The organism is Mucilaginibacter robiniae (assembly GCF_012849215.1).
GTDB classification, from domain to species: domain Bacteria; phylum Bacteroidota; class Bacteroidia; order Sphingobacteriales; family Sphingobacteriaceae; genus Mucilaginibacter; species Mucilaginibacter robiniae.
The window spans coordinates 2,110,738-2,123,371 of record NZ_CP051682.1; the positions used below are offsets into that span (position 1 = coordinate 2,110,738).

Annotated in this window: 11 protein-coding genes; 10 read left to right on the plus strand and 1 reads right to left on the minus strand. The window is 46.9% G+C overall.

Going from position 1 to position 12,634, the window contains the following annotated elements:
• The first annotated feature begins 16 nt into the window (after positions 1 to 16).
• From HH214_RS09480 to HH214_RS09495, 5 genes are all read left to right on the plus strand, one after another.
• Positions 17 to 532 (plus strand): DUF3347 domain-containing protein, encoded by a 516-nt coding sequence (locus tag HH214_RS09480; RefSeq protein ID WP_169607187.1) that lies wholly within the window; start codon positions 17 to 19, stop codon positions 530 to 532.
• Between the two features lie 4 nt (positions 533 to 536).
• Positions 537 to 1,739, plus strand: coding sequence for a multicopper oxidase domain-containing protein (locus tag HH214_RS22090; protein WP_248282249.1), 1,203 nt, complete (start codon positions 537 to 539; stop codon positions 1,737 to 1,739).
• Positions 1,732 to 2,808 (plus strand): multicopper oxidase domain-containing protein, encoded by a 1,077-nt coding sequence (locus HH214_RS22095; protein ID WP_248282250.1) that lies wholly within the window; start codon positions 1,732 to 1,734, stop codon positions 2,806 to 2,808. Before HH214_RS22090 ends, HH214_RS22095 begins: the two co-directional genes overlap by 8 nt.
• A 557-nt stretch (positions 2,809 to 3,365) precedes the next feature.
• On the plus strand, positions 3,366 to 4,604 hold the full coding sequence (locus HH214_RS09490) for a site-specific integrase (protein WP_169607188.1): 1,239 nt from the start codon (positions 3,366 to 3,368) through the stop codon (positions 4,602 to 4,604).
• Positions 4,605 to 4,644: 40 nt separating this feature from the next.
• Entirely contained in the window at positions 4,645 to 5,178 is a 534-nt protein-coding gene (locus HH214_RS09495) for an ORF6N domain-containing protein (protein WP_169607189.1), read from the plus strand.
• A gap of 724 nt (positions 5,179 to 5,902) precedes the next feature.
• On the opposite strand, the gene HH214_RS09500 is transcribed toward HH214_RS09495, so the two are convergent.
• A complete protein-coding gene (locus tag HH214_RS09500) occupies positions 5,903 to 6,838 on the minus strand; it encodes a hypothetical protein (RefSeq protein WP_169607190.1) in 936 nt (311 codons plus the stop codon).
• Positions 6,839 to 6,887: 49 nt separating this feature from the next.
• On the opposite strand from HH214_RS09500, the gene istA reads away from it, so the two are divergent.
• From istA to HH214_RS09525, 5 genes are read left to right on the plus strand one after another with little or no spacing between them, the layout of a single operon-like run.
• On the plus strand, positions 6,888 to 8,417 hold the full coding sequence (gene istA, locus HH214_RS09505) for an IS21 family transposase (protein WP_248282179.1): 1,530 nt from the start codon (positions 6,888 to 6,890) through the stop codon (positions 8,415 to 8,417).
• A 16-nt stretch (positions 8,418 to 8,433) separates the two neighbouring features.
• A complete protein-coding gene (gene istB, locus HH214_RS09510; protein ID WP_169605652.1) occupies positions 8,434 to 9,186 on the plus strand; it encodes an IS21-like element helper ATPase IstB in 753 nt (250 codons plus the stop codon).
• Between the two features lie 41 nt (positions 9,187 to 9,227).
• Positions 9,228 to 9,761, plus strand: coding sequence for a hypothetical protein (locus HH214_RS09515; RefSeq protein WP_169607191.1), 534 nt, complete (start codon positions 9,228 to 9,230; stop codon positions 9,759 to 9,761).
• A gap of 5 nt (positions 9,762 to 9,766) precedes the next feature.
• Positions 9,767 to 10,201 carry a DUF4133 domain-containing protein gene (locus tag HH214_RS09520; RefSeq protein ID WP_169607192.1) on the plus strand — a complete coding sequence of 145 codons (435 nt, stop codon included), beginning with the start codon at positions 9,767 to 9,769 and terminating at the stop codon, positions 10,199 to 10,201.
• Entirely contained in the window at positions 10,186 to 12,633 is a 2,448-nt protein-coding gene (locus tag HH214_RS09525) for a TraG family conjugative transposon ATPase (protein WP_169607193.1), read from the plus strand. Before HH214_RS09520 ends, HH214_RS09525 begins: the two co-directional genes overlap by 16 nt.
• Position 12,634 lies beyond the last annotated feature (1 nt).

Here is a 12,634-nt window from a genome sequence, read left to right on the forward strand (position 1 = left end):
ATTAAACGTAACATAAATGAAAAAGGTACTTAAAACCGTGACATTGACGATAAGCCTGTTCGCCGCGGTATTTGCAGCGAAAGCGCAGCCTGCAACACCAGATCTTGTAACACCAGCCATCTTAAGTAATTATTATGAATTAAAAGATGCACTTGCAGCTGACAATAGCACTTTAGCACAGGTTAAAGCCAAAGCACTGCTTAACGCAGTTGAAACATTTAATGCAACCCTATTTACTGCTGAACAACAAAGGATATGGTCGTCTTATACCGATAAGCTGCAATTCGACAGCCGTCATATCAGCGAAAGTACGGCGCTTGATCATCAGCGTGAGCATTTCGCCAGTCTTTCAAAAAGTATGTTTGCCGTACTCAAAAGTCTAAAATTAAACAGCGCGCCGGTTTATGAACAATATTGCCCGATGAGAAAGGCCACCTGGCTGAGTGAAAGCGCTGACATCAAAAACCCTTATTACGGTAAGCAAATGCTGAACTGCGGTAAAACCACGGAAACCTTACCGGTAGCAAAATAAGGCTATGAGGGCTTTGTTCTTAACCCTGTCGCTATTCGTCTGTGGTTCTCTAGCACAGGCACAGCATAGTCACATGGGCGGTACGCCATCTGCAAATGGCCGTCTGCCTTTCTATGTCAAAAAAGGTAAACGGGAAATTTTTCATCTGTACCTGAGTGATACCATGGTGAATTACACCGGAAAACAACGCCCTGCCATGGCTATCAACGGTACTATACCCGGCCCGGCACTCCATTTCACCGAAGGTGATACTGCGGTGATTTACGTGCATAACGAGATGATGATGGAAAGCTCCATCCATTGGCACGGGCTGATCCTGCCCAACCGTTATGACGGCGTTTCCTATCTGACCACATCGCCAATTAAAGCCGGGGAAACGCATTTATTCAAATTCCCGCTGGTACAACATGGTACCTACTGGTATCACTCGCATACCATGACCCAAGAACAAAGCGGCTTGTACGGCGCCTTTGTAATTCATGAAAAACCGCCGGAAAAGCTAAAGGAATATACCTTATTGCTGAGCGACTGGACCGACGAAAACCCGGAACAAGTGCAGCGCAGGTTACATAATGCCAGCGATTGGTATGCCATACGTAAGGGTAGCACACAAAGTTATACTGAAGCTATCGTTTCCGGTCATTTCAAAACCAAGCTTAACAATGAATGGAAGCGGATGACGGCAATGGATGTGAGTGATGTGTATTACGACCGTTTTTTCAGCAATGGAAAAATTGAAACTGAGATGAACGATCTGAAGCCCGGCGAAAAAATTCGGCTGCGCATCGTTAACGGTAGTTCGTCCACATACTTTTGGCTTAGCTATGCGGGTGGAAAACTATCCGTTGTAGCGAATGACGGCGAAGACATACAGCCGGTAAGCGTTGACCGGATGATCATCGGCGTAGCTGAAACCTATGATGTGGAAGTGACGGTATCACAAAGCGGGCGCTTTGAATTTTCAGCTACTTCGGAAGACCGCACAGGGCACACTTCATTATGGCTAGGGCAAGGAAAATCATATTTAGCTAAAAAACTAGGGCGCCTGAACTATTTCGCGGGGATGCAGATGATGAACGACATGATGGATATGAGCGGTAACATGAAAGAAATGGACGGCATGAAAATGCAGAACCAGATAATGGATATGAATACCGTGATGTATCCCGAAGCTGGTGGCGACGATAAAAATGATGCCCATGGATGATATAGATATGGAAAGACGGGATATGCGTGATAGCAGCGGCTCTGTAACGCTTAATTACGGAATGCTGCACGCTAAGCGTAAAACCACCTTACCCAATGCGCCCGTCAAAAACCTGTATTTTGAATTGACCGGTAATATGAACCGTTATGTATGGACCATTAACAACAAAACCGTATCCGAAAGTGATAAGGTACTGATCCACAAAGGAGAGAACGTCCGAATAGTGCTATACAATAATACTATGATGCGGCATCCGATGCACCTGCATGGCCATTATTTCAGGGTATCAAACGGTCAGGGCGATTACTGCCCTTTAAAGAATACGCTGGACATCATGCCTATGGAGCGTGATACCATTGAATTTGCGCCAACGGAAAGCGGCGACTGGTTTTTCCATTGCCATATTCTATACCATATGATGAGCGGTATGGGCCGTATTTTTACTTATGAAAACTCACCGTCTAACCCGGAGATTCCTAATCCTGCCACCTCATTAAAAAAGATATATGCCGATGACCGGAAGTATTATGCGAAGGCAGAGGCAAGCTTGGAAAGCAACGGCAGCGACGGCCAGGCATCCTTAGCCAATACCCGTTGGACGGTCAACACTACCTGGCACTTGGGCCTGAATAGTCAAAAAGGTTACGAAAGTGAAACGATGGTTGGCCGTTATGTCGGCCGCATGCAATGGTTATTACCTTATGTGGGTTTTGACTATCATTATAAAAATTCAGCCCGGAACGAGAAGAATATTTTTGGCAGCGATTACCGCAACATATTCGGCCAAGTCAGTGATAAGGAGCGCCGGCATACGGTGGTAGCGGGTATAGCTTATACACTACCTATGCTGTTTGTTGCTGACATGCGGGCAGATGGCAATGGTAAAATCCGCTTTCAATTAGGCCGGCAAGATATCCCCGTCACGCCAAGATTAAGGTTTAGCTTGATGGTTAATACTGATAAAGAGTATACGGCGGGTTTCAGATACATATGTACCAAATATCTTGCTTTGTCTACTCATTACGATAGTGATATGGGACTGGGTGCAGGATTGGCTTTTATCTATTAGTTCTTATTGACTATGTTGATTCAAATAGTCGTAGTTGACACGAGTCAAATGGTAGATGAATTATATAGGTGTATAGGCAAAAACCTTTCATAAAATATCGAAATGGTTTTATGAAGGAGAGGCAATCATAATTTATATCCGCAATTACTATAACTTCAGTTTGCATCAAATAAAAATTTTACGATATTTATATCAACGATTTAGACTCATTTGTCCATTGCGTGATTCATTGAGTAGTAAATTTTTGATTTTATAAGGCATTGAAATTAAGACAGTTATGAACAAAGTTCATGACCCGTCCATTCCGCCAAATACATTCACAAAATGTGCAAAACCCTTCAAATTTAGCGATTTGAGGGGTTTTCTGGTTTTAGGACCTCCCAAAATTGTCAAAATTCACCAATATTTCAGGGCGTCATCTATGGCGTCTTTTTCCGGTGAAAAAAAGACGCGCTGAAAACGCTATAACCAATTAATAGTCAACTAGTTCATACCATGAACATCTTGACAAAAAGACGCTGCATTTCGAAATTTGTTTAACCCTTTAACGTTTCGTTATGTTAGAAAAAAGCCTGGGGTTATTCTTCTTTCTGAAGAAGCCCAAAAATGAAAAAGGTAATGCAAGATTTGTTTACCTGAAGATCACCGTTGACGGGGAGTCAAAGGACGTCGCCACCAAAAGAAAATGGGACAACCGGAAATGGAACAGCGCCAAAGGTTGCCCTATCGGCACTAACCAGGAATCAGCAACTTTGGCAGCTTACCTGAACACCCTTACTACAAGTGTTTACAAAGCGCGTACAGCATTGTTAAATGCTGACAAGCCGATTACAGCAGATGCGCTCAAAGCTGCGCTTACTGGGCAAGAGGAAGAGCGCCATACAATTATCGGTGCATTCAAACAACATAATGAGCAGATGAAAGCCTTGATTGGTACCGAATTTGCCAAGTCCACGCTTACACGCTACAAAACCGCTCATGACCATACGCAGAACTTTATACGTTGGAAATATGGCAAAGAGGATCTCGAGCTCAAAGAACTGAACTATGAATTCGTGAGCCAGTTTGACTATTGGCTGAAGACAGAGCGCAAGTGCAAGAAAAATGCTGCCTTGAAGTACATCGGTAACCTGAAAAAGATAGTACTTGAATGCATGAAGAAGGGCTGGATCAAAGGTGACCCTTTTGCCAACTTTAAAGGTAAGCGTAGTGAGGTGGTCCGTGTCGCGTTGACCAGGGAAGAGTTGCAAGCGCTTACCGAAAAAGCGTTTGAGATAGAAAGGCTTGATCATGTAAGGGATATTTTTCTTTTTAGCTGCTATACAGGTCTTGCTTACGTTGATGTTTACCGTTTACGCAGACATAATATCGTTGATGGTTTCGACGGTAGTAAATGGATCATGACCGCCCGTCAGAAAACAGAAAGTCCTACCCGCCTTCCGTTATTACCTGCTGCTTTAGCAATTATAGAAAGGTATGCGAATGACGAAAGGTGCGTAGCCAAAGGTTTGGTGCTGCCTGTGCTGTCTAATCAAAAGATGAACTCCTACCTAAAAGAGATAGCAGATCAGTCAGGCATTAAGAAGAATTTGACTTTTCACATTGCCAGGCATACGTTTGCAACCACTGTGACCTTGAGCAATGGTGTTCCAATTGAGACGGTATCCAAAATGCTTGGTCACAAAAGCTTGAAACACACACAGCATTATGCCAAGATCGTTGATCGAAAGATCAGCGAAGATATGCATGCCTTACAAGCCAAACTTCAAAGTTCATTACAACCTACTAACGTTTAACCAGGTGGTCGCAAATTGCGACCACCTTTATTTGAATACCATGGACATCCAAAATATTCCACAGCAATTCATTGCTGAAAAGATCTTTATTTTAAGGGGTAAAAAGGTTATGCTTGACCGCGACCTTGCCGAGTTGTATCAAACCCCTACCAAACGTCTAAACGAAAAGGTCAAAAGGAACATCGCAAGATTTCCTGAAGACTTTATGTTCCAAATAAACAACGAAGAAAAACAGCAGTTGATTGAGCAATTTGAACACTTCAAACCATTGAAGTTCTCCTCAACCTTACCTTACGCCTTTACTGAACATGGCGCAGTAATGTTGGCGAGCGTATTGAATAGTGAAATTGCGATAGCGGTTAATATTCAGATCGTCAGGGTATTTATCGCTTTGAGGTCCTTTCTTTCAGAAACAGAAGCATTAAAAGATGAAGTTCAAAGGATCATTGGCCGAATGCAGGATTTTGATGATAAATTTGACTTGATATTTAATTGTCTTGACGAATTAATCTCTAAAAAAACTGTTTCCCCGCCAAGAAGCCGTATAGGTTATAAGCCTGATAACATAGAATAACAAAGAACGGAGGCCGCAAATTGCGACCTCCGTTCTTTTATGCGTCTGAGAATCTTTTAATAATAATACTTCTATGGCAGGTCAGAGATTTAGCGATAACCTTGCTATTCGTAAAACAGCGTGGCAATTTGAAGGCGGTATTGTTGCCGAGATAATGATAATAAATAGTTATCTATTATTAAAAATGAACTAATTTCCACCGTACCTTAATACATAGATCACTAATACCACCAAATAAACGGTTGAACATGTAGGAGCTACTTACTACATTTATCTAGTTGTATATATTTGCTCTGGCTGCTGCTATGGTTGGTCGTCCCGGGCTGACCGGTACCAATAGTCCGTAGTCTCAATAATAACAAAACGATGCCGACAGCGCGCCAGCTGTTCGATGATTTTGGTTCTGGTTTCGGGTAAATAATCTCTGGTTCCAATGCAGCTTTCAATAAAACTACTTCATTTAGTATGAAACGAGTCGCCATTTGTTTTAATCGTCCAAACGTTATGGATCTGGTGAGCGTTAATTGTGATCAATAAATTCTTCTAGAAAGCGAATTCGGCTCGTTAGAAAGTTTACAGAATAATCGAAATCGTAAGTATAAATTTTTTTTCATAACTGCTGGTAGCGGGTATATACGGACGAAGCTCCTCTAAATGTTAATAATGGTATGTTTTTCTTCGTCCGGTTGTTACATAAATGTGGTCTAAGATAACAAATAGGTGATTAAATCTCTTCGATCAAGAATTTGTGCCATTCATTTAATGCTGGATTATTGCGGGCGGCGTTTATGAATCGTTCCAGGGATTGCGGAATTACTACACCGTCGCCGTTGAGGAAGTTGATGGCATTTTCCTGGATGGTCAATGCGATGGCAGTTTCACGGGGCACGCCGAGTTCTATGAGGGTACGGACGCTGGTATCGGTCGACCCGCTTTCGATAAAGCCTAATACGGAAGCTGTTTTAGTGTCATTTAAGTGGTCGTATATCTGAAAGACCGGTCGCAGCAATTTTGGGATACCAAACATGACTTTGGTATGAACATCGTCAATACGGGTGTCGATATCTTCACTATTTTGTATGGGCCAGGAATCAGGGTTGATTACGTCTTTTAACGGTAGCCCGGCACCCCAGTTTTGGGCAAAGATGCAAAGCGATACGATTTTCTTGGCGCCCCATTCTTCAGCTGGGTTTATTTTGAGATACTTTTCGACACTGAACGGAGCGAATTGGTTCACATGAGTGATTAGTTCGGCAAGCTGGTTTGATGCGCCAAAGATAGTTTTCGGGATTTCCGGCCAACCGCCTTTCTCCATCGACCGATAAATACCATCCAAGGTTAACGGGTCCCAGTAAAAATTGCCGAAACAGATGGTGTGCGGAACAGCCAAATTGGTAATGGTGGCAAGTAGCTGCTCGTATACTTCTTTAGTGATGTGTACCCCGACTTCATGAATGCGACGCAAACCGTCGTTACCATACTTTAGGGCCATATTTCGGACATAGACTGGGTATTCTGCTGAAAATGACCAGGTGTTCTGTCTTAAAGAGGTCAGGCGTTCCGGCGTAAACTGACCACCCCATTCCGGGGCAAACTGACCAGGGATTCCGGGCGAAACTGACCACCCCTGGAATGCAGCTGATGCGGTAGCAGCCGTCATCTTTGTAGGGTTACAAAACTCTCAAAGTATGGCTAACACTACGATCAGTATGAGTAAGATAAGAAAGATCTTAAGGATGTACACCAACGGGCGCAGCATCATGTCTATAGCAGCCCAGGCAGACGCATCCAGAAACACCGTAAAGAAGTATCTGGCCTCTTTCAAGGAGAGCGGCTTCAGCTTTGATGAAGTCAATGCTTTGAATGATAAAGAGCTGGAAGACTTGTTTGGCAAGGCTAAGGAGCGCTCTCCCAACAGCCGTATGCAAGCCATGCTGCGCTGCTTTCCCAAAGTAGACAAAGAGCTGAAACGTACCGGTGTTACCCGTCAAATGCTTTGGGAGGCTTATCGTAAAGAGTTTCCGGACGGTTACCAGTATAGCCAGTTTTGCTTTTATTATACCCAGTGGCAGGCCCGGGTTAACCCTGTGATGCACATCGACCACAAGGCCGGTGATAAGCTGTATGTGGATTTTGCCGGTCAAAAGCTGAGCATCACAAACCGGGATACCGGGGAGATCATTCCTGTCGAGGTCTTCATCGGCATACTTGGGGCCAGCCAGCTGACCTATGTCGAGGCGGTCATGAGCCAGCAAAAAGAAGACTTCATTTCCGCTTGTGAGCATACCCTGCATTACATTGGCGGCGTGCCGGAGGCCATTGTTCCGGACAATCTGAAAGCTGCCGTCACTAAAAGTAACCGTTACGAACCTACGCTGAATGAAACGTTTGAAGACTTCAGCAATCATTATTGCACGACCATCTTACCTGCCCGGGCATTCCGCCCTCGTGATAAAGCGCTGGTAGAAGGTGCCGTAAGAATCATCTATAGCCGCATTTATGTTCCCCTGCGCAAGAGCGTTTATCATTCCTTGCAAGAGCTGAATGCCGCTATTCATGAACTGCTGGAAGCCCATAATAACCGGCTGATGCAAAGCCGGCCTTACAGCAGAAGGCAGCAATTCGAGGAGGTAGAGCGTGAAACGCTTATGCCTTTACCCGTGTTGCGCTATGAGCTTAAAAAGCAGTTTCATGCCACCGTGATGAAAAACGGGCATGTCAGCCTCGGGCCTGATAAGAACTACTATAGTGTGCCTTACCGCTTCATCGGCAAAAAGATCAAGCTGCTGTATTCCAGCACGACGGTAGAGGCCTTCTATCATTATGAACGCATAGCCATTCACAAGCGTACCAAGGGGCTGCACCGCTACATTACGGATAAAGACCATCTGGCTTCCACCCACCAGTTCGTTGCCGAGTGGAACCCGGAAAAGTTCCTGTCCTGGGCCGCATCGATCCATGAGGATGTGCGCCTTTATATCCAGCATATCCTTAGCCGCAGGCACCATGCAGAGCAGGCTTACCGATCCTGCATCGGTGTGCTGGGCTTTGCCCGTAAAGCCGGGAATGAACGCCTGATCCTGGCCTGCAGAAGAGGCCTGAGTTATGGCATGTACAGTTACAAGACCATACAAATGATCCTGGAAAAGAACCTCGATCAGTACGAAGAAAGCTTATTTGCCAATGAACTTACCATGCCCGAGCATGATAACATCAGAGGCGAAGACTATTACCAGTAAACACGAATCAAGTCATATGAATACAAACACTTTAGACAAACTGCGGAAGATGAAGTTCTTCGGCATGTTCCATGCTTTTCAAAGCAGCCTGGAAACCGGGCAAACAGATCACTACACGGCCGATGAACTCTTGGCCTACCTGGTGGATGCCGAATGGGATGACCGGCATAACCGGCGTATAGAGCGCCAGATCTATCATGCCAAGTTCCGCTACAAAGCGTCCATTGAAGAGGTGAACTACCAGGCAGAGCGGAGCATTGACCGCAACCTGGTCATGCGCCTGGCGGACTGCACCTTCATTGAGCGCAATGAGAATGTGCTCCTGACCGGCAGCACCGGCATTGGCAAAAGCTACATCGCCTCTGCTATTGGTTACCAGGCCTGTATGCAGGGCTATAGGGTATTCTATGCCAGTACACCCAAGCTATTTGCCAAACTCAAGATGGCCAAGGCTGATGGCTCCTACATCAAAGAGATCGCAAAGATTGAACGCCAGCAACTGCTCATACTCGATGACTTTGGCTTGCAGCCTTTTGATGCACAAAACAGGGCTGCCCTGATGGAGATCATTGAAGACCGGCATGGTAAAGCATCCCTGATCATTACCTCACAGCTTCCGGTCAGTAAATGGCATGAGGTCATCGGTGAAAAAACAATAGCTGATGCAATATTAGACCGTATCGTACACAGCGCTCACCGGCTGGATCTCAAGGGTGAATCCATGAGAAAAAAACGCAGGGCTGATGAAAAGGAAATCAGTTACCAATAATAACTTGAGATAGCTAACTTTGTAATAATGCTTCTACAGCATTGGCTGCATCATTCCGCCAGTTCTCAGACTGGTCAGTTTGCCACGGAATAGCCTGGTCAACATCCCCGGAATACCTAGAAAGCGCTAAAACCGGCCTGCGCTATACCTATAACTCGGGTACGCCGAATACGGACAACCCGAAGCTGGCTGCCCGGCATTATCTCCAGGCGATCGACAAGACCGAGTCCCTGCTGGATAAGCACACCAAAGAACTGGAAACCCTGCGTGAGCAGATTCCCCAAATGGAAAAGCTGATCGGCCGCCCGTTTGACCGGGAGGCAGAGCTTCAGCAACTCAAGTCGGAGCTGACCCGGCTGGAACAGGAAATAGCCGCGCAGATCCGGGGTAAGCAGCAGCAGCATCCAAATGAACCCCTTGCCACAGAGCAAGAGCGGGAAGCGGTTATCATCCCGTTGCGTGAACCGGAACAACACCCTGGACCAGCAGAAACCGCTGCGGGTAACTTCCGCAGCAGAGAAGCCCCGGCAGAGCAGGCACCCGTCCGGAAACATAAATCCTTAAAAATTAACTAAGAAATATGAGCAACAGTATCTACACTATTAACAAAGGCATTAATAAAAGCATCGAATTCCAGGGTTTGCGGGCGCAGTACATCTGGTATTTCGGCGCGATGGTCATTGTGCTGATGATCACATTTGCAGTCCTGTATATCTGTGGCGCACCCACGTACATCTGCCTGCCACTCGTGGGTGGCGCAGGGGTCACGGGCAGCATCCGGATATTCGCCTGGAGCCACCAATATGGGGAGCATGGCCTGATGAAAGTTATTGCCCGTAAACGACTTCCACGGGTACTCAAATCCTACACCCGGAGAAATTTCCAGCACCTGAGCGGTCGGCTGCACCAGCGCCAACCGGGATCACCAGGGAAACCACAACCTCAAACAGATGGAATTTACTATACTATCCAAGGCGTTCATCATTCATCGTCAGATCCATGGAAAAGGAATTAAAAGATCGATTACCGATTCTGGGCATTGAGCAGGACTGCATCCTCTCCAAGCAGGGCGATGTGACCTTGGTCTACCAGGTCAGGCTGCCCGAATTATTCACGTTGTCCGACGAAGATTACGAAGGATTGCACCAGGCCTGGGTGAAAGCGATACGAGCGCTACCACCACACTGTGTCGTGCACAAGCAGGACTGGTTCCTGAGCCGGTCATATCAGCCCGCCGCCGGGCATCGTACGAGCAGCTTTTTGAAGCAGGCCAGTGAGCGTTATTTTAGCGGGAGACCCTACCTCCAGCATGATTGCTACCTGCTGTTGACGCGAAAACCGGGAGGCCGAAAAGTTTCCAGTTCCCTGCTCTCTAATTTATTGTACCCCACTTTGGTGCCACAAGATGCGCTGGAAAGCCGGATCATTCAGGCTTTTCTGGATCAGGCGGCTCAATTCAAGCGGCTGTTGGAAGATACGCGGCTGCTGCAATTACGGCAGTTGAAAGGTGAAGAATTAACGAGCCAGGCGAAGCGCAGCGGCTTGATCGAACGGTATTGCTATCTGCCTGAAAAAGAGGATCAGCCTCTCTATGAAGATATCAGCTTTGGCGAGGATATGCGTATCGGCAACCGGGAGGTGGCTATCTATACCCTGGGTGATGCGGAAAGCCTGCCGGGGATGTGTGGATCACGCATCACCTATGATAGCTTTTCCACCGATAAGACCAAGTTCCCGGTCAGCTTTGCCGCAGGGTTAGGGCTGCTGCTCCCCTGCGATCATATTTATAACCAGTACCTCTTTGTCGGTGACACCCAGGCTACGCTGAAACAATTAGAGAAAAAGCGGCTTCGCCTGCAATCCTTATCCGCGTATTCCCGCGAAAATGCGATTGCCTTACAGGCTACAAACGACTTCCTCAATGAAGCCATCAGCCAAGGGCGCCTGCCAGTGAAAGCCCATTTCAACGTCATGGTCTGGTCCGAGGATAAGGAGCGCCTGAAAATGATGAAGAACCAGGTGGCTTCCGCCCTGGCCGGCATGGATGCTGCCGCTAAGATGGAAACGGTCGGCGCCGCGCAGATCTGGTGGTCAGGTATTCCAGGGAATGCTGCCGATTTCCCGGCCAACGATACCTTCGACACTTTCGCCGAACAGGCGTGCTGCTTTTTAAACCTGGAGAGTAACTACCAGAGTGCTGGGCCTGATGCCGGTATCCGTTTCTGTGACCGCTCCGGAAGGCCGGTATTTGTCGACCTGTTCGACGCACCGCGCCGGGAGGGGATTACCTCGAACATGGGTATGCTGGTTTGCGGCACTTCGGGCGGCGGCAAATCCATGACGGTGAACCACATCCTGCGCTCTCTGTATGATCAAGGCGCGCACTGCGTAACGGTGGACATCGGCGGCAGCTACTTGGGACTCTGCGAGCTGGTGGGCGGTTACTATTTCACCTATAGCGAGGAGAATCCGATCCGCTTCAATCCTTTTTTCATCAAGCCTGGGGAGACGCTCGACACGGAGAAAAAAGAAAGCCTTAAGGCCCTGCTGATCGCGTTATGGAAGCAGGAAAACGAGGGCTTTAACCGTTCGGAATATGTAGCGCTCTCCAACGCCCTGCAAGGTTATTACCAGCACTTGCAGAACGATCCGCAGGTATTTCCCTGCTTCGACTCTTTTTATGAATATCTCGCAATTCAGTATGTGGAGGTGCTCAAAGGACATAAGGTAAAAGACCGGGATTTTGATGTGGATAATTTCCTGTATGTGCTGCAACCTTATTATGCGGGCGGTGAATTTGATCACCTGCTGAACGGGCGCGAGAACCTGGATTTGCTGGACCAGCCATTTATCGTCATCGAACTGGATAACATCAAGGATCACCCGATCCTCTTCCCGGTCGTCACGCTGATCATCATGGAACTGTTCATCTCCAAGATGCGGAAGCTGAAAGGCGTGCGGAAAGTGCTGACGATTGACGAAGCCTGGAAGGCGATCGCCAAGTCCGGCATGGCCGAATTCCTCAAATATGCCTTCAAAACCATCCGGAAGTTTAACGGCGTCCCTATTGTGATCACCCAGGAACTGGATGACCTGATCAGTTCTCCGATCATCAAGGACGCCATTATCAATAACGCCGACCTCAAGATCCTGATGGATATGCGCAAGTTCCAGGGAAAGATCGAGAAACTGCAGGACGTGTTGGGCATGAATGAAAAAGGAAAAACGATCCTGCTCTCCGTCAACAAGGACAACCGCGAAATCTTTGTGGATATCGGCGGCCAAGTCATGAAGGTCTTCAAAAATGAGCTCTGCCCGGAAGAATACTACGCCTACACCACGGAAGGAACTGAACGGGTGCGGGTACTGGAATTGGCCGCTCAATATGGCAGCATGGAAAAGGGAATTGAGATGATGGTCCAACAAACCCAAAAGAAAGGAGGATAAG

Bases quoted from the DNA above. Each gene is read 5' to 3' on its own strand.
- HH214_RS09520 (WP_169607192.1), top strand. From the start codon at position 9,767: ATGAGCAACAGTATCTACACTATTAACAAAGGCATTAATAAAAGCATC.
- HH214_RS22090 (WP_248282249.1), top strand. From the start codon at position 537: ATGAGGGCTTTGTTCTTAACCCTGTCGCTATTCGTCTGTGGTTCTCTA.
- HH214_RS09500 (WP_169607190.1), bottom strand. From the start codon at position 6,838: ATGACGGCTGCTACCGCATCAGCTGCATTCCAGGGGTGGTCAGTTTCG.
- istA (WP_248282179.1), top strand. From the start codon at position 6,888: ATGAGTAAGATAAGAAAGATCTTAAGGATGTACACCAACGGGCGCAGC.
- HH214_RS09490 (WP_169607188.1), top strand. From the start codon at position 3,366: ATGTTAGAAAAAAGCCTGGGGTTATTCTTCTTTCTGAAGAAGCCCAAA.
- HH214_RS09495 (WP_169607189.1), top strand. From the start codon at position 4,645: ATGGACATCCAAAATATTCCACAGCAATTCATTGCTGAAAAGATCTTT.
- HH214_RS09480 (WP_169607187.1), top strand. From the start codon at position 17: ATGAAAAAGGTACTTAAAACCGTGACATTGACGATAAGCCTGTTCGCC.
- HH214_RS22095 (WP_248282250.1), top strand. From the start codon at position 1,732: ATGGATGATATAGATATGGAAAGACGGGATATGCGTGATAGCAGCGGC.
- HH214_RS09525 (WP_169607193.1), top strand. From the start codon at position 10,186: ATGGAAAAGGAATTAAAAGATCGATTACCGATTCTGGGCATTGAGCAG.
- istB (WP_169605652.1), top strand. From the start codon at position 8,434: ATGAATACAAACACTTTAGACAAACTGCGGAAGATGAAGTTCTTCGGC.